16 protein-coding genes are annotated in these 18,039 nt (G+C 43.9%); 7 read left to right on the top strand and 9 right to left on the bottom strand.

The features are described 5' to 3' along the window. Positions 1–59: 59 nt before the first annotated feature. The 4 genes from J4N44_RS23895 to J4N44_RS23880 all read right to left on the bottom strand — a co-directional run bounded on the left by J4N44_RS23895 (position 60) and on the right by J4N44_RS23880 (position 5,404). Positions 60–1,931: a methyl-accepting chemotaxis protein gene (locus tag J4N44_RS23895; protein WP_009696385.1), complete on the bottom strand. Its 1,872-nt coding sequence runs from the start codon at positions 1,929–1,931 to the stop codon at positions 60–62. Positions 1,932–2,399: 468 nt separating this feature from the next. Next, positions 2,400–3,764, bottom strand: coding sequence for a YjiH family protein (locus J4N44_RS23890; RefSeq protein WP_005452434.1), 1,365 nt, complete (start codon positions 3,762–3,764; stop codon positions 2,400–2,402). Between the two features lie 409 nt (positions 3,765–4,173). Beyond that, positions 4,174–4,845, bottom strand: coding sequence for a YoaK family protein (locus J4N44_RS23885; protein ID WP_005452432.1), 672 nt, complete (start codon positions 4,843–4,845; stop codon positions 4,174–4,176). Between the two features lie 157 nt (positions 4,846–5,002). Then, positions 5,003–5,404 (bottom strand): GFA family protein, encoded by a 402-nt coding sequence (locus tag J4N44_RS23880; RefSeq protein WP_005452431.1) that lies wholly within the window; start codon positions 5,402–5,404, stop codon positions 5,003–5,005. 149 nt (positions 5,405–5,553) lie between these two features. Between J4N44_RS23880 and J4N44_RS23875 the strand changes: the two genes are divergently transcribed. Continuing rightward, complete coding sequence (locus J4N44_RS23875) at positions 5,554–6,183, top strand: hypothetical protein (protein ID WP_252045305.1); 630 nt, start codon at positions 5,554–5,556, stop codon at positions 6,181–6,183. 153 nt (positions 6,184–6,336) lie between these two features. After that, positions 6,337–7,593 (top strand): peptidoglycan DD-endopeptidase ShyA, encoded by a 1,257-nt coding sequence (gene shyA, locus J4N44_RS23870; protein ID WP_017818632.1) that lies wholly within the window; start codon positions 6,337–6,339, stop codon positions 7,591–7,593. Between the two features lie 35 nt (positions 7,594–7,628). Here shyA and J4N44_RS23865 read toward each other — a convergent pair whose 3' ends face one another. Continuing rightward, positions 7,629–9,449 (bottom strand): putative bifunctional diguanylate cyclase/phosphodiesterase, encoded by a 1,821-nt coding sequence (locus J4N44_RS23865; protein WP_005452427.1) that lies wholly within the window; start codon positions 9,447–9,449, stop codon positions 7,629–7,631. Between the two features lie 257 nt (positions 9,450–9,706). Continuing rightward, the gene (locus J4N44_RS23860) at positions 9,707–10,594 is read right to left on the bottom strand and encodes a LysR family transcriptional regulator (RefSeq protein WP_017190772.1); all 888 of its coding nucleotides are present in this window, start codon (positions 10,592–10,594) and stop codon (positions 9,707–9,709) included. A 111-nt stretch (positions 10,595–10,705) separates the two neighbouring features. Between J4N44_RS23860 and J4N44_RS23855 the strand changes: the two genes are divergently transcribed. From J4N44_RS23855 to J4N44_RS28165, 3 genes are all read left to right on the top strand, one after another. Next, positions 10,706–11,896 (top strand): multidrug effflux MFS transporter, encoded by a 1,191-nt coding sequence (locus J4N44_RS23855; protein WP_252045304.1) that lies wholly within the window; start codon positions 10,706–10,708, stop codon positions 11,894–11,896. Positions 11,897–12,016: 120 nt separating this feature from the next. Further along, positions 12,017–12,364, top strand: coding sequence for a hypothetical protein (locus tag J4N44_RS23850; protein WP_005452418.1), 348 nt, complete (start codon positions 12,017–12,019; stop codon positions 12,362–12,364). 134 nt (positions 12,365–12,498) lie between these two features. Then, positions 12,499–12,633, top strand: coding sequence for a hypothetical protein (locus J4N44_RS28165; RefSeq protein ID WP_005452414.1), 135 nt, complete (start codon positions 12,499–12,501; stop codon positions 12,631–12,633). A 67-nt stretch (positions 12,634–12,700) separates the two neighbouring features. Here the strand turns inward: J4N44_RS28165 and J4N44_RS23845 are convergent, their stop codons facing one another. The 3 genes from J4N44_RS23845 to J4N44_RS23835 all read right to left on the bottom strand — a co-directional run bounded on the left by J4N44_RS23845 (position 12,701) and on the right by J4N44_RS23835 (position 15,621). Next, complete coding sequence (locus tag J4N44_RS23845) at positions 12,701–13,315, bottom strand: glutaredoxin domain-containing protein (protein ID WP_005452412.1); 615 nt, start codon at positions 13,313–13,315, stop codon at positions 12,701–12,703. A gap of 62 nt (positions 13,316–13,377) precedes the next feature. Continuing rightward, entirely contained in the window at positions 13,378–14,217 is an 840-nt protein-coding gene (locus J4N44_RS23840) for a DMT family transporter (protein WP_005452406.1), read from the bottom strand. Between the two features lie 435 nt (positions 14,218–14,652). Then, complete coding sequence (locus J4N44_RS23835) at positions 14,653–15,621, bottom strand: porin (protein WP_009696380.1); 969 nt, start codon at positions 15,619–15,621, stop codon at positions 14,653–14,655. Between the two features lie 564 nt (positions 15,622–16,185). Here J4N44_RS23835 and J4N44_RS23830 point away from each other — a divergent pair. Next, positions 16,186–17,214 (top strand): porin, encoded by a 1,029-nt coding sequence (locus J4N44_RS23830; protein ID WP_009696379.1) that lies wholly within the window; start codon positions 16,186–16,188, stop codon positions 17,212–17,214. 204 nt (positions 17,215–17,418) lie between these two features. Then, positions 17,419–18,033 carry a fumarylacetoacetate hydrolase family protein gene (locus J4N44_RS23825; protein WP_017818634.1) on the top strand — a complete coding sequence of 205 codons (615 nt, stop codon included), beginning with the start codon at positions 17,419–17,421 and terminating at the stop codon, positions 18,031–18,033. The last annotated feature ends 6 nt before the right edge of the window (positions 18,034–18,039 follow it).

The raw sequence follows: 18,039 nt of genomic DNA, 5'->3' as shown, positions 1-18,039 counted from the left end.
TCGATAAAAAAACAGCGAGCACTGTGCTCGCTGTTTTGCATTTGTAAGTAAGAGAAGTGTTACACCGTAAAGCGGTTAAGGATTTCGTCTTGTTTACGAACGTCTTCATTCTGCGCTTGCATTGCATCGTTGGTGCGGTTTGCAGAGTCAGCAACTTGAGTCGATAGATCTTTGATGTTGACCGTGTTGTTGTTGATCTCTTCTGCTACCAAGCTTTGCTCTTCAGCTGCCGAAGCAATCTGCAAGTTCATGTCCGAGATACGTTGAATTGCATCGCGGATGCGTTGTAGAGCGTCATTTGCGTGTCCTGCTTTTTCTACCGCTTCTACTGCGCTGCCTTTGCTTTGGTGCATTGCGCTTGCAACAGAAGATGCGCCTGATTGCAATTGCTCAATCATGCTGCGAATTTCGGTCGTAGACTCTTGAGTACGTTGTGCAAGAGTACGTACTTCATCGGCTACCACTGCGAAGCCACGACCAGATTCACCTGCACGCGCCGCTTCGATTGCCGCATTCAGTGCAAGTAGGTTCGTTTGGTCTGCAATATCGTTGATAACTTTAAGAATAGTCTCAATGTTAGCTGTCGCAGACTCTAAACCTTGAACTTCTTCAACCGCTTGATCGATGCTGTCAGAAAGTAGGTTAATCGTTTCTGTCGACTCATTTACGATAGAGGAGCCTTGCATGGTCGCTTCATCCGCTTCTTTCGCTGCACTTGCTGCGCCTTGCGCGTTGTTAGCTACTTCGGTTGCCGTTACTGACATTTCGTGCATAGCTGTTGCAAGTTGCTCTAGCTCTTGAAGTTGAGTCTGAATCGCAGACGCAGAGTCACGTGCACCTTCAGCAGTAATTTGCGTTCCGCTGAGGATCTGATCAGAGATACTCTTCGATTCGATGATCTGGTGCTGCAAGTTCTCCATAAAGGTATTGAAACCTTTTGCTAGTTCAGAGAATTCTTGATCGGTATTGGTGTCCAAACGCTGCGTTAAATCGCCTTTGCCTGATGCGACGGCTTGGATTGCTGTGTTTAGCTCATCAAGAGGGCGCATCAAGGTACGGATAAGGATAGTCAGTGCGATGATAGAGGCAATCACGGCAATCAATGAGTAGATGATTGCACTATTACGCAGCTTACCTACTGCAGAATACGCAATGCTTTCGTCGACAAGCGCGCCTACATACCAATTTTCACCCGCAATGTGCGACAGGCTCGCCATGTATTTGTTGCCGTTAATCTCAATGTGTTGAGCGCCAGGTTTGATCTCGACTTGTGGCAAGTAGCTCGATAGCTTCTCACCATTGTATTTCGCTTCTGGGTGAGCAATCGTCGTGCCGTCTGCAGTAACGAGGAAGAGGTAGCCGGCATCAAATAGATTGACTTGGTTTACCAAGTCAGAAAGGGTGGTCAGCTCCATATCGTAGAACATCGCTGCTAGGAATCGACCGGCTTCGCGAACTGGCGTACCGATAGAAATAATGACCTTCTTAGAAGAGACATCAACATAAGGGTCAGTGACGATAAGTTTGCCCTGTGCTTTTGCAGAGACAAACCAAGGGCGAACACGAGGATCATAGTCGGCACCAGCTTCCCAGCCGTCATCGTTTTCGATTAAGGAACCATCGTGGTCGTATGCGTACCCGATTGCCAAGAAGCTTGATTTTGGCATTGGCTTTTCTAGTACATCTTTTACGTAATCGTGATCGCTTGGATTAATTTCCAAGATCTCGGTCATCGATTGAGCAAGATCTTTCTTCGCGTTCATTTCGGACTCTACAGTGTTCCCCACACTGGAGAGAATTTCGTTCACACTCGTATCAATGTTTTCTTCGATCTGCGAACGGATAGTCATAACCTGTTGTGTCGACAGCAATGCCACAGTAACAAGCAGTAAAATAGAAGAGGCAGTTACAACCTTATGTCTGAATTTCATACTTTTCCCTCTCGAGTCTCCCGGCTGGTTTACTCTGCTTTCACCTCTTCTTCCCTGGGTGATTTCGGCAGATGTGAACACAGAATTGTGTTTGTTATTTTGTTTATCGACAGATTTATCAGAAACCTGAAGGCTATTTACGGCTTTTATTGTCGAAACGGGATAAAAAGCCTAGATGAATTTAAAAGTTGTGACTTTGATCTGAATTGTTGGACTTCGTCATTAAACTGTTAAAAACATAAGAATGGTATCACTGAGCCTTATAGAAACAAGTCTTATCTTGGGTGTCTAACTAATTTAAATAGATGAATTTGAAATGATATTTATAAGTTATGTATCAAAAATGAGACGTAAAGAAAGCGAGGGTAGAACCAAAGAATATGGTAAATATGAGCTAAGAAAACAAACTGATGTTACAAATACAAAAAAGGCCCCGACAGAGCGGAGCCTTTATTAATTGCATCAAATTTAGAAAATAAGATGAGCTACACCTGCAATGACTGGTAGCGTAATCAGCGTGCGTAGAATGAAGATTACGAACAGTTCTACGATGTTCACTGGAATCTTACTACCTAGAAGCAGAGCGCCCACTTCTGACATGTAGATAAGCTGAGTTACTGACATTGCTGCAATTACAAAGCGAGTCATTTCGTTATCGATAGATGCCGCTAGGATTGCTGGGATAAACATATCTGCAAAACCAACAACGATAGTTTGAGACGCTGCTGCTGCCTCAGGGATTTGTAGCAACTCTAGGTAAGGGATAAATGGTTGACCTAGGATCTCAAATACAGACGTGTATTCTGCAATGATTAATGCCACGGTACCAAGGCCCATAACCACAGGAAGTACGCCAAACACCATGTCGATTGCGTTATGTACGCCTTCTTTAAATACCGACTGTACAGAAGTCACTTGACCAGCGCGTTTTAGCGCAAGATCCATACCCCAAGAAAAAGTCGTGTGACCAGCAGGTACTGCGTCCGCATCTTTTTTCGGTTCACTGCCATCCATGTAACGGTCTTTCTTTAGGCTCAATGGTGGTAGGCGAGGGATGATAATTGCTGCAATAACGCCAGCTAGACAGATTGCGCCGTAGAAAGGCAGGAATAGGTGCTCTAGTTGAACCTGAGCAAGGACAACCAAACTAAAGGTAATCGATACTGCTGAGAAAGTCGTACCTACAACCGCAGCTTCACGTTGAGTGTAGAAGTTGTTTTCGTATTGTTTACTGGTTAGTAGGATACCCACACTACCATCACCCAACCAAGAAGCCATACAGTCGATCGCGCTACGACCTGGCAAGTTGAAGACTGGGCGCATTACTTTACTTAGTAGGGCACCGAACAGTTCTAATAGACCAAAGTTAAGTAATAAAGGCAGCAATAGACCTGCAAAAATAAATACCGCGAATAGCGTTGGCAGCAGACCAGTAAGAACAAGACCGCCTGTGTTTTCTTCCCAAATTGCTTTTGGACCCACTTGGAAGAACGTCATCAGCACCGCTGCACCACCAATTAGGCGAACCAACAACCAAAGTGGAGATGGATTAAATAGACCGTTCAAGAAACCGTTACGTAGGATTGCTGCTGGCTTGAAAATTTTGCAAAGAACAGAAGCTAGCGCCATGAAAGCAACAATAGCGGTTACGATAGCAATTAAAGTATCGCCAAGAACTGCAGGAATGACTTTTGCCATTACCGCGACAGGGATTGTCAGACCACCATCGTAAGAGATTGGTGCCATGAAAAGTAGAAGACCGATTAGGGATGGGATGAAGAACATCCAAAAGTTGCCCTTAGGCGCTTCAGCAGCATTAGTGTTGTTATGCATTGTTTGTCTCGTGTTACTACTAGTCAATACTCGCCATATTCCATGACATAAATATTCACTAAACATCCGTATTTAATCACAGTGTGCGGAGATTACCCGCAAACTGCATCCATTGCAATACTATTCATTAAATACATCTAGTTATTCAGCCGTTTTTTCGGCTAAAAGTACTAAACCTAGAATCTTGTATATGAATTTGTTGCTCGTGTTAGAAAATTGTAGCACGTAAGCTGCTCAGTGCAGAGTGTTAAGGGGTACAGTGTGACTAGAGCAATAAAAAGCCTAGCAAATGTGATTGGGATCTCAAGCCAATGACAGCGTTTTCTGCCAGTAGATAGGGTTTATAGGCTAACCGAGTGACAAGAGAGATAAGACGGTTTAAGTCGAATGCTTAAACCGTCATTAAAAACTAGACGGTTTGGTTGCGGCTCTGCAAGTAGAGGTAACTCCAGTATGCAATGGCAATTATAAAAGCTAACAGAGCCGGGAAGGCTAATGCGTACAGCTCGTAAACGTTAAATAAACCTGCACCAGCTGTACCGCCTAATAAGAAGCCAAGGAAGATAAAGATAAACAGCTTGGCTTTACGTCGGTCAAACTGACGTCCTCGCAAGCTCTCTCCAATCATAATACCGAGGTCAGTAATAATACCGGTCATGTGAGTGGTTCGGACGACAGCTCCGCTGAATGTTGTGATCATCGCATTTTGTAAGCCGCAAGCGGCAGAGGCAAGGTATTGACCATAAACATTACCCTGTACCAGAAAGCCCAAGCTGAGCAACAGCAGGCTACCCTCTATGCAAAGAGCTACACCATAGCGACGACCAAGCTTGAGCGCGCTGCTTTCGATAAAGAATCCACTAAATGCAGAGCCAATCAAAAAGCTAAATACAATAAGGAGCAGGTGAATGGTTGTATCCACACCTGTTAGCAAGCTGTTCCCTAGCTGAGTTACGGTTCCGGAAAGATGCGTTATCGCTTGATGTTGAAAGCCGAGAAGACCCACGGCATTGACGCAACCTGCGAGAAGAGCAAGCAGAAAAGCGCCATATTCCACCCAACGAGGAAGTCTGGAAATCACAATAAAGCCTCACCAAATGTTAGGAGCAGATTATAGCGCTCGTGGCGCGGAACGAAAGTACTTACGCGATTACTTGGTTGATCATTCTCAATAAAGTCTCAACTATTGTTGAGCAAACTCAAATGTTGAGAGAGTTCAAATTCTGCATAACAAATATTTATCTAACGTGTTCCATGGTGCAATCAAAGCTGACCCATCCCTGTTTTCTTTGCTCATAAATGGAAATAGTGGGTTGTGGAAACTCTTTATTGTTAAACAATCCCATTGGGATCACCACGTAGTCTGGGACGTCTGAAAGCAGTAAGCGCATTGTTGTACCGCATGCCGGGCAAAATTCGTAATGCACTTGATTTCCTGAATCGGCGATACGAGTATAACTGGTGGTATCGCCATCTAATATTACTTGGTCTTTGTGAAACCGAGCTTGAACACCAAACACACTCCCCGTGCGCTTTTGACATTCGAAACAGTGGCAAATAGAAGTGCGAATGGGCTCCGCCGTGCAACGCAGTTGGACTAAGCCACAGGCACACTCGCATGTGTGGGTGATTTTTGTCATCGTTATTACCTATTGGTTGCCCACCAAACAGTTTAGTTTAATTTTGAAACACTTGAGTCAAAATGAACGGATAGGCAGAGCGGTCTTCGCTCTGTAAATGGTATATACTCCGAACATAATTCAGAGAACAAGAACACAAGGAAGTCTTCATGACTCGTAAGAGAATCCTACCTATTCCCCTCATTCTCCTGATCCCAATCGTACTGTTAGCTGTGGTTATTATTGCGGGCATTTACCGGTTTAGCCTTTCTGATGATGAGATCATGGCAAAGTTTCCTCAAGCGCAGGCACAATCTAATTCAATCGTAGCGGAAGTGCTGGGTATTCAGTCACGAAATCCGTGGACTGTTCAAGTTCCAGAGCAGGGTGCGGTGACTTTTCTTGATGAGTGGGATAAAGAGCATGGTTTTTTAAAAGGTCAGTATGATGCTGGTGCAACAAAAGGCGAGGTACTGCTACCTACCGAGTTTATTGCGCAGCGTAACGTAAGTGAGACCCCTTGGATTGTGGCTCCTGTGATCGTGACAACACAAGGCTCTGGGGCGTTTTACTACATCGGTTTATTTAAGTTTGATGCTGTACCAAGCCGTGTTGTATTGCTTAACAGCGTTTTCATTGGTGATCGAATCAAGATGTCTTCATTGAAATGGAACAGCGATACACAAATTTCGCTTTCATATCTTCAACATGGAGAAGATCAAGCGATGGCAGAACAACCAAATCAATTGATTACAACCACTCTTAAACGTGTAGGTAATAACTTACATATGCAACAGTAATGAATTTTTTTGTCTTCTGTAAAAAATAAGTGTTTTCTGCGCTAGATCTCGTAATTTCATAGTGATTTCTTATGCGGGAATGCATAAGCTATGAGCCTTGTTATAAAGGAGATAGTAATTCCCGTGTCTACAAATGAAATTACAACAAGACGGTTGCCGAATCTGACAAGTCGTAAAGCGCTACTGTTGTACTCCTTGCCAGTATTAGTTGCGATTGGTGTTTCCAACTCTCTCAAAGAGTCTTCCCTTACTAAAACCATCGCCCTTAACTTGCCTGAATCGCGAGTTGTAGAAAATATTCTTGAGGCGACAACAGCAGAAGTTGTCTCTCCCCCAAATTTTGAATACCAAATCCAAGCAGGTGACAACCTGAGCTCCATTTTTAGCCAACTGGGCTTCGGCTACAGTTCGTTGATGAAAGTGATGGAGACGGATTTGAACTTCCTTGCTCTTGATACTTTAAAACCCGGCAACACATTGCGTTTTTGGCGTGATGAGTCGACGGGTGAATTGGAAAAGATGGAGCTTCAATTTTCTATCGCCGACAAAGTCGTTTATCGTCGTAATGCTGATGGCAGCTACGATTTCTCGGACATCTCAATCCCAGGTGTTTGGCATCAAGAACCTTTAGTTGGCGTGATTCATGGTAGTTTCTCGTCATCAGCAAATCGTTTGGGCTTGAGCTCAGCGGAAATCAGCCAAGTGGTGAACCTACTAAAAGAGCAGGTTAACTTCGGTAAAGACTTACGCGCAGGTGACCGATTCGAAGTGGTTCGTCGTTCTCAAAGTATTGATGGCGTGCCGACTGGCAAGAACGAAATCGAAGCAATTAAGATCTACAACCGTGGTCGTGAAGTGACTGCTTATCTTCATACCGACGGTCAATTCTATAATGCGAAAGGTGAGAGCCTACAGCGTGCCTTCCAACGTTACCCTGTTAGTCGAGGCTGGCGTATCAGCTCAGGCTTTAACCCGAAACGTCTTCATCCTGTAACGGGTCGAGTTGCACCTCATAACGGTACTGACTGGGCTGTGCCTATCGGTACACCAGTAGAAGCAACGGGGGATGGCACGGTTATCATGACACGTAAACACCCATATGCGGGTAACTACGTAGTGATTGAGCACGGCAGTAAGTACAAGACGCGCTATCTGCACCTAAGTAAGATCCTCGTGAAGAAAGGTCAGAAAGTTTCTCGTGGTCAACGTATTGGCTTATCGGGTAAAACGGGACGTGTAACAGGTCCGCACCTTCACTACGAATTGATCGAATACGGTCGTCCTGTTAATGCAATGCGAGCGAAGATCCCGATGGCAAGCTCTGTGCCTAAAAAGGAAATGGCGAGCTTTATTGCTACTCGAGACGAGATGGACAAACTGCTTAAAGACAAAGAACAAGCCGTTTTATAAATCACAAAAAAGACCAAACATTGTTTGGTCTTTTTTTAAGCGCTTTTCATCTGCTTTTCGTTGATGATGCCAATTAGCTCGTCAACATTGTGTGGTCTCGAATAAAAATAACCTTGAATATGGTGGCAACCCATTTCAATGAGCTTTTGTAAGGCTCTGTCATCCTCAACCCCCTCAGCAATAAGATCAACCTCAAGCAACTGAGCCAGTTGAGCGATCAACAAAACGACTTGTTCTGACGTCGTATTTGAGAGCATGTTGCGTACAAATGTCGCGTCGATTTTGATGCTATCGATAGGGTAGTTGTGAATGTAGTTTAAGCTTGAGTAGCCTGTGCCGAAATCATCTAATGCGACCTTAAAGCCTAGATAGCGTAACGAATTCAATACCATCTGTTCTCGACCACTTTGTGACAGCAAGACTGTCTCTGTAAGCTCGATAACAAAGTCTGTAGCTTGGTGATGGTATTTTTCTAGAATCCGAGTAAGGAAGTTCATGTAGCGATTAGAATCAATAAGTTCATGAGCTGAACAGTTAATTGAAAGCTTGACGGTGTAACCCAGTTGTCGTTCTAAGTTTTGTTTTGCGCGGCAGGCGAGTTCCACGATGCGCTCGCCTAGCTCAATGATTAACCCCGATTGTTCGGCGGCTTCAATAAATTCCACTGGCGAGACGTTGCCATAAACGCTGCTGTTCCAACGCGCGAGGATTTCAAAGTAGTCCCAACGGTCACTGGTGATGTCAACAATTGGCTGGACTACGACATAAAGCTCTTCATTTTCATCAATGCTTAAACGAAGCTGCTCACGCAGTGCTTCAATCAGTTGTGTCTGGCGATGGTAAAGTGCACTTAAGTGGGTGTCGTAATGTTGAATACGGGTATCTCGGCGTTTTTTACAGTCTTTTAGCGCAAGGCTCGCATTCAGTATTAAGTCATCACTATTCAGCATATGCACAGGCGCTCTCGCGATCCCGATACTGACAGTGAAAGAAATACGATTGGATTTGTCTGAATAGCCTGCTTCGATTTTATCGAGGATTTCTTGGCAGACGCTAACAGGATCTTCGTCATAGGTAATAAAAGCAAACTCGTCACCTGCGACTCGAAACGCATTGTTGGGCGAGGTTAAGCTTTGTTGAATCGCATTTGCAGTGAACTTAATGATTTGGTCACCGATGTAGTTACCGTTGATGTCATTGATGGATTTAAAGTTGTCGATATCTAGATACGCAAGACTAAAAGGGCGAGTTGCCTGCTGAGTTAAGGTCTCCAACGTATCAGCTAAACAACTGCGATTGAGCAGCCCTGTTAGATTGTCATGAGAGACTTCGTAACTGAGTTGGTTGAGAAGTTTGTCTGAGCGTTCACTGATCCACTTTTCTCGCAAACTATGGATGATGATGTTTGCATAAAAACGGTGATGGAAGATGATTTCTTCGGCTTCAGCTTCACTGATGGAGTGAGTAAATGTTGACACTAAGATGCCTAACACTTCACCTGTATGTGTTTTTAAAGGAAGTCCGATATACGCTTGAATGCCAGCGTCCTGAAACATTTGGTCTTCAGGAAATAGCTTGTAAACTTCATCTTGATAGAAGATGAGTTCGCCAATGTCTTGTGCGACTTGCTCACAAGGAGTGCCTTCTAATCCGTAACACATGCTGTCTGCGATGGTTCCGCCACTAGAGTTGGAAAGTGTCACCGCACAATGTTGTAGGTGTGCTATCTCAACTACGCAAGTACAGTAGCTTTGAAATTGCTGATGGAGCTCAAGCGTTACTCTGTCGAGTAGTGCGCTACCATTGAGCTTTAGAATTTCATCAAGTAACTGGATACTTTTTTGTTCATGATCCATTGAACATTTCACCCGACGTTGTGTTTACCCATATCGTGTTTGTGTTGGCTTTATTACACGATCTTTTCTCATTTAATCGATATGCATCACGTTAACTATTGTTTACTTCAGGTGATTTTTCAAACTCAAGATACGTTTTATTGGTGATTTTCAACCATAGGGTGAGGTGCTAGGGGAGCTAACTCTCATCAAAGTGGTAGTCGCTTTGGAGAAGGCTAGTTACTCTCTAGTACTTGAAGCACCAGAGAGTCAAAAGTTTAGGCACGTTTCTCTTCTTCTAAGCGCGTTTTTAGATAGTCGAGAAACAGTTGAGTTCGGGTGTGTTGATAGTCCAGCTTTGGGTAGTAGGCATATACAGTCGCTTCATCAGCGGTCACTTCCGGAAGAATGGGTACTAAAGCGCCGGATTTTAGGTCTTCTTTGATCATCACGTTATTAGACAGCAAGATTCCCATGCCTCGTTTAGCACCATGGAAGAGGGCTTCTGGGTTCGTCGTGGCGAAATTTCCCGATAGGCTGACACGTTTTCCACGATTGGTCTTGATTTCTCGTACTGGTTTCTCACCCCAGATTAAAACGTTATGCTGCGACAATTCTTCGATTGTTTTTGGTGTACCGTGTTTCTCTAGATAACTCGGCGCAGCATAAAACTGAGCTTTGTGCTCGAACAATGGGCTGGCTTTAAAGCTGAGGGAATTGAGTTGCTCCAACTCACGGCTGATAAACAAATCTAGGCTAAGTTCTGGTATCTGACCTGGTAGCGTGGTGATCAACTGAAGTTTAATATCAGGGTATTTTTCAAGAAAATCATCAAGATAATGTACTAAAAATTTAGAGCCTACCGCCAAAGTCGCACCAATTTTAAGTAGTCCTGCTGGTGACTGGTTAACAGAGCGGGTTTCATCTAAAACGGATTGCCAAGAGTCGAGTTGGACTTTGGCTCGTTCATAAAACAAAGCGCCTGCTTCAGTTTGGCTGATCGAGCGAGTGGTTCGCTTTAATAATTGAACACCAATCTTGTCCTCTAACCATTGGATACGTTTACTGATGGCGGAGCTGGTGGTGTTGAGTTTTCTCGCTGCTGCGTTAAAGCTACCTTCCTCGACTACGCGAATATAGCTATTAACGCTCTGAATCCAATCCATCTTATTCCATCCTCAGGGGAAATAATCCCTTTCCATTTTGGTTTATTATCATCTTTGAGTATCAAATATACACTGTCTGTCGTGAAACTGTCATGATGTAAGGAGGGTATATTGCGTAAAACACCATTATTGTTGGCGATGATGATCATCGCGACTGGTCAAGTAGGCGTCAGTATCTATCTTCCCTCTTTGCCTTTGATTGGTCACGATTTGAATCTTCCTCAGCATACGATTCAAAACTTGGTTACGCTGTTTCTTGTCGGATTTGGTGTCTCACAGCTAATTTATGGTCCTTTATCCGACGCAATTGGTCGCCGTCCTGTATTTATCTTGGGACAAAGTGTGTATCTCGCCGGAACCATCATCTGTATTGCCTTTGCGGACCACATTTTTGCACTTGAGACCGGACGTCTACTACAAGGTCTTGGGGCAGGGAGCGCCTCTGTTCTTGGGCGCTCTGTGTTGCGAGATAGCTATGATGGAGCGCAGCTCACCAAGGCGTTGTCATACATCTCGGTGACCGCTTCTGTGATGCCGATTGTTGCGCCTTTGTTTGGTGGATGGATTGCTTATCACATTAGTTGGCATGCGGTTTTTGTCTTCGTTCTTATTTATCTTACGGCGATCTTTACCCTTGGCTTTATTGTGCTGCATGAAACGTTGCCATACCCCAAACGCCGCTTTGAGCCAAAACGTGTGATGCGCAATTACTTTGAGTTGTTGACCAACAAACAAGTAATAGGTAGCGCAAGCTACAACTGGTTGAGTTACTTATCGGCTTTGGTGACACTGTCTCTCTATCCGTTCTTAATGCAACGAGAGCTTGGTCTCACTGCTGCCGATTACGGTACCTTGATGATTGTGCCTTCGGCAGGTTTATTGATGGGGAGTTTAGTTCTCAACATCATCAATGCTCGATACAAAGAGCAACAGATCCTTTTGATGAGTTTTGTCATTGTTGCCTTTTCAGGAGTGATGCTTCTTATATTGCCGTTTACAGCGACATCTTTGCTCATTGCCTTTACGTGTTTGAGCTTCGCGCAAGGCATGTCTTTCCCTGTTTCGATCAGTTTACTGCTATCGCCTCATAAACAACAGGCAGGTGCGGTATCTGCATTGTCGGGTTCTATTCAGATGTGTTTAGCAGGGTTATTTGGCGGCTATTTGGTAGAAACTTGGGTAACAACTCAACATCAACTCGGCGTCTTTTATATTTCGATTGCAGTGATTTCTTGTTTGGTGCTGGTGGTTGGACAGTTCCGTACCCCTTCTGGTGGTTTAGTCCAACCAGAGCGTTCTTAGTTGAATGTGGTTGCAAGGGCATGTTGTCCTCTCTAAAATGCGCAACCAATTATTGTGTCGTTATCTACACTCGGTTAATAGTGGCATATCGACAACACCCGTTCATTGTTAGGTGAAATCATGCAACAAAACGAATTTGAAGCTCTACTGAAAGAAATCGGTCAACAAGAAAACCTACCTCAAGCGCTAGAGCTATTAAAAGCATCTGAGGAAGAAGAAGTCGCTCAGGCTGCTGAATCGCTAACAGGTCAATTCGGTCTTGCTGAAGTAGAAGGTGAAAAACGCATTTACCACATTACGGTTCAAGCAGATGAGTCTGGTGAAGAGAAAGAGTTCGTTGAGCATGTAATGAATGAAGGTGACCACCTGATCAAGTTTGCGGCTTGGTTCTTCGAGACTTTCTTTGAAATTAAACCGAAAGACACCTACAAAGCAGCAGGTAAAACATACCAGCAACCTAAACGTTAATTACGTTTCTTATTCGCTAGGATAAAAATCTTTGTAATTAAATTACAAAATAAATGTGACCTATGTCTTGTTTTGTGGTTTGTGTGGTGTAAAATTACAACATAAACCAGTTAATTGCTTCTTAGGAGAAGGTCATGGGTTACGAACTTGGTGGTGTTTACTTTGGTCAAATGATGGCTAAAGACGCGATGCACAAAGCGCTTTACGGTAAAGCGAAGAAGAAAAAGCCTTCTATGTTTGCTCGCGTAATGAAAAAACTAGCGAATTAATAAGAAAAGCCCCGATGTTATATCGGGGCTTTTTACATTCTGGCTCTGGGTATCTCAATCGATATATTTAGGCCGTTTGACTTGGGATCTCGACAACGTTATCTGGCACGCTATCTAATCCTTTCTCAGCCAACCACTTTTCCAGATTATCCGCGCCTCCAATGTACTTACCGTCTAACCATATTTGTGGCACGGTCACTGGTGTTTTTTCACCAATGATGGCTTTCACTTCAGGGATCATACGATATAGGGCTGCGCTGTCTTTCACTACATCGTGATATTTGTAGTCAACGCCAGCTTCATCAAGCAACTTTTTCGCTTTAACACAGTAAGGGCATGTCGCCTTACCGTAAACGATGTTGCCTTTAAGCTGATCTCGCTTGGTCCATTCAGCAATGACAGATTGAACAAGCACGCCTCGGTTTAGCGCTTCCCCTTGGCTGACGACTTTGCCTTCAACGACTAGGATAGGGGCATGCCATGCTCCAAGTTTTAATGGCTCCCACCAATGAGACAACCAATCTTTCACTTCTAGCTCGACTGGCACATCTGCTAATTCATTTTCAAATGTGTCAGCAAGAATATCTTTGGTTAATGTACATTCCCCGCATGGGATATTGACTTTGAATGGTCCCCAACTGCCGGCCCAACGATACAATGTAATTTTGATTGGCTGTGTCATAAGATGCTCCTCATTTCCTTTCCTGAAAATATAGAACTCAAAACCGAGAAATTTCTTTCAAATTACTTTCTTTTTTTCGCTTCCCAATGAGTAATGAAAGCAATGGAGCCGATAATGATTGCAGCACCAAGCCATAGTCGACCTGGTGGCACCCAGTTGAATACTAGCCAGCCTGCAAAGACATTTAAGGGCAGTTTCGCGTGGTCGAATGGTTGTACAAACGATGCATCAGCGACAGCGTAAGCTTTGACTACTGCCCACTGGGCTAGTGCCGTAAGTATGCCTGCGGCGATTAAGATTCCCCAAATGTTCCAGCCTTCAGGCATTGCAAATGTAGGTGCCGCCAGCAAAATATTAAAGGGCGTGATCAAGAGCAGTAAGTAAACCACCATGGTTGATGGTGGATCGTTCACCGACAGCTTTTTCACCATTAAAGAATAAGATGCCCAGAAAAAAGCCGCGCCGACAGGCAGTAACGTTGCCCAGGTAAAAGAGTCTGACCAAGGCTCAAGAATGATCATTGCGCCAATAAAGCCAGTAAGCGTTGCGATCCAACGAGCAACACCTACTTTTTCCTTCAGAATTAAACCTGAACCTACCGTTGCAAACAACGGTGAAGTCATAAGCAAAGCGATGCCTTGCCAGATAGGAACCGGATAAGCGAGAGCCCATAACCAAAGCTGGATACCGATAACCGCCAAGAAGATGCGCAATGCATGCCACCCAAAGTGGTTAGTACGTAGAGACTGACGAATTCCTAATGTTCGCAGATACGGCAAGATAGCGAAAAAGGCGATAGCGTATTGGAAGAGTGCAAATGTCGTGGATGACACACCAAAGTGAATACTTGCGATTTGAGCAAAGCTATTAACGATGGCAAAAGCCAAGCCTGCGGTAAGCATCCAAGATGCTCCTTGGACAGGATGATGATTCAATTGGATATTTCCGGTTTTAAACAATAGATAGGATCATACGTTCTAATGTTGGGGTAGCCAATAAAAAAATGCCTCCCAGAGGGAGGCGACATTACCAATTCAAAGGACGTGCCTACCGAAGTAGGTACAAAGAACGAGAAGCACAAACGCTGCCATGCATTTGCTCGTTTTTAATATTGCAGCTAGTGTGCCAACTTTTAACGTGTTGATTTTTAAAGGGTGAGAAGGGCGTGTCTAACGGCTACTAGAGGAATTGCACTAACTTCGGGAGTAAATGCATTAAAAGAGGGCAGTTAGGTTTAAGTAGAAAAGCTGTCGGTCTTATCTCAATAAATAGAAAATGACCGACACGAAGTGCCGGTCAAAAACTTGCTGCGATGCTGGCTTGGGCAGAAGCCGCAGTTAGAAGTCGTAGCGTACGCCAAGACGAAGTGTATCTTCGCCTTCGGTTACTTTACCTTCCGCGTCTTTCGCTTCATCAAGTTGGTTCATGTAGTAAGAAAGGTAAGTGCGGAAGTTGCTATTCAGTTTGTAGTATCCCACAAGCTCAAAACCTTCAACTGCATCGTACTTTGCAGCGCCATTTGGATCGTTTTCTTGGAAAGTGTAAAGACCAGCGACGGTAAACTTACTTGCGATCTTGTAGCTTGCAACTAGTTCATAAGCGGTAAAGTCTTCAGAATCTGTCAGTGCACCTTGTGAGTACGTACCTGCAAGGTAGAGGTTATCCAGTGAGTAAGCGATACCACCAAGGATTTGGTCTTCTGAATTGTCTTTGTCTACATCACCGCCTGAGTATGCAAGACCTAGGTCAAGACCGATTGGTAGAGAGTAAAGACCAGAAATGCCGTATTTATCTTGGCTATCCTCGGAGTTAGCTTGGTAAGTGGCTTGAACTTGTAGAGCATCGAATTCACCACGGTAAGCGAAAACGCTATCTTGCTTATCCGAAGATGAGTCAATGACTTGCTGAACGCCAGAAAACTCGGTGATATCCGTCATGTCTGAGATGATAACGGCAGCCATGTCTTGACGACCTACAGAGAAGCTACCTGCATCTGCACTTACTCCTGCGTACATGTAGCGGTTTTTAAATTCGCTCTTACCGGTTTTTTGTTCCGCTTCGTAAACACCAAATGCAGACAGACCGTTACCGATGTCAGCCTTACCTTTTAGGTTTAGACGCGCACGTGACTTATCTTCCATAGAACCGTCTACTTCAGCACCGCCTGAACCAATAAAGTCACCACGAAACTCGACGCGACCGCCAACCTTCAATTCAGTGCCGCCATCTTTGTACACTGTCGCCGCAAAAGATGGTGCTGATACCAATGCTGTTAACACTGCAGTAGTTAGTGCTGCCTTTTTCATTTTCTTATTACCCTAGTTGTAATCGATGAGCTTTCTTGCTCGATGTATTGATGACGCTAAGGTAAACCGAGAAAATTAAAGATAGATTTCTATTAAGTTATGATTTGTTTGCATATTTATTTCAAATGTATGAATGCCTTCTTATTTATGAAAATAAGAGAAAAAGGGGGTTTTATGTTTTTTTATGTTTTTCTAATGACTACCGAACGACATATTTTTAAAAAAGATCCTAATCATTTTTTTCTTCTCGAATTGTAATTCAAGATTTCATGTTTAAATTTTCATTGTTTGTTTTAACAATGATTTAGCTGGATTTTTTGTTGTTACATGTAAGCATTTGTTTCCAATTTGGGTGTATTTTTCAGAATTTGTATAAAGAAAAAAGGTAAACGTTTGCGATTTTTCTTTTTTATTACATCTTTTCACTCTGCTCTGGGGAACTTCTGAAATACATTGATTGGCAGTTGTTAATCAAAAGTGACGCACATTGGTGGAGAAGATGCCCCAATCTACTTTTGTATAAAACTGACTTATAAACTAATGAATAAATACATGGATTTTATAATGAACAAAAAATTCCTAGCAGCAGCGATCGCAGCAGCAACATTCGGTACACAAGCAGTAGCAGTGGAGCTTTACAACAACGATGGCACAACGTTCTCTGTTGGCGGTCACGTATCTATTAACGTGAACGGTTCAGAGCAAGGTGACACTGATGTAGGTACTAACTCTCCACGTATCAACTTCACAGCAACTCAGGATCTAGGCAACGGCTTTACTGCTGACGCTCGCGGTGAATGGGCTCTTAACTACCTAGATGGTGGTGACGAAACATTTACTACTCGTCTTGGTTACCTAGGTCTAACTCACGATGTTTACGGTCGTGCAGTTGGTGGTACTCAGTGGGCACCTTACTACGATGTAGCTGGCGTTGCTGATATGCCTATCGCGTTTGCGAACGACTTTATCTACGACGATCACGGTAACCTAGGTACAGGTCGTGCGGACAAGATGCTTTCTTACCGTAACGCGATTGAGCTGGGCGAAGCTGGTGCAATCAACTTCGGTCTAGGTTGGCAAGGTTCTCAAACAGACGCTGATACCTCTCTAAACTACGATGACCGTGTTCAAGCAGCTCTTTCTTACGAAATCATGGGTGCTAAGATCGGTTACACATACACTGGCGGCGACATTAAAGATGGCGTGAGCAAAGAATCTGCTGAATCTCACCTAGTATCTGCAGCGTACGGCTCATACGGTCAAGGTCTATACATTGCAGCAGTTTACGGCTCAAACGAGAACATGAACTTCAGCACTACTGGTGATCGCTTAGTTGATAGCGATGCGTACGAAGCGCTCCTAGCTTACGCACTACCAAGCAGCCTTAACCTAAGCATTAACTACGAAATGGTTGAAGGTAAAACATTTAAGAACTCTAAAACTGAAACTGCTCGTGAAGAGATGGCTGTACAGGCTGAATACAACTTCACTCCTAAGTTTGTTGGTTACGCTGGCTACCAGTTCGACCTAAACGATGCAAACGATCGTAAAACAGATGACAAATGGGCACTTGGTGCTCGTTACTACCTATAATAGTAACCTGTCCTAGTTACTATGGAAGCCAGCTTCGTGCTGGCTTTTTTTTGTCTGTGGTTCTTACCTTATCGAAGTTCAATTTAGTGATGATTCACTCAAAACGGGCTGAATGTCTTGTTTTTAACACCTCGAAACGAGAACTAGTGTCAACAACGTAACGTGTTGGATTATTATGCGTTTTTTGTTTTGCAGGGAAGAGCAATGAGCGTCGTTCAGGTTGAAGAGAAGAAAATCAAAGTCGGCAAAGTTCTGTGCGTCGGGCGTAATTACGTTGAGCATATTCAAGAGCTAGATAATGCCGTACCAGAGCAAATGGTAGTGTTCAATAAACCGGCGACTTCCGTTTCAACCAAACTCACCTCATTCCATCAAGAGCCTTTGCATTACGAAGCCGAAATCTGCTTTGTGATCAAAAACGGTCAATACTGCGCGGTTGGGCTCGGCTTAGATCTGACCAAACGCGGTTTACAATCTAACCTCAAAGAAAAAGGATTACCTTGGGAACGTGCCAAAGCGTTTGATGGCTCAGCGGTATTCAGCCGTTTCCGTTCTCTTCAAGGTGTCGATATTGACGATCTCAACTTAGAGCTTTTGATTAACTGTGTTCATGTTCAAAAAGGGCATGTTAAGCAAATGCTTTACCCACCGATGAACATTCTCGATGAGTTGAAGAGCTACACAACGCTAGAAGATGGCGATATCGTGATGACAGGGACACCAAAGGGCGTGGGTGAAGTGCATCAAGGCGATGTCTTCCTTGGACGTTTGAAGTGTGGAGACATCACCTTATTAGAGATTGAATGGTTGGCTGTTTAGTCGCGA

Origin of the sequence: Vibrio sp. SCSIO 43155 (assembly GCF_023716605.1) — a bacterium.
GTDB classification, from domain to species: Bacteria; Pseudomonadota; Gammaproteobacteria; order Enterobacterales; family Vibrionaceae; genus Vibrio; species Vibrio harveyi.
This window is presented reverse-complemented; position numbering and strand designations above follow the sequence as displayed.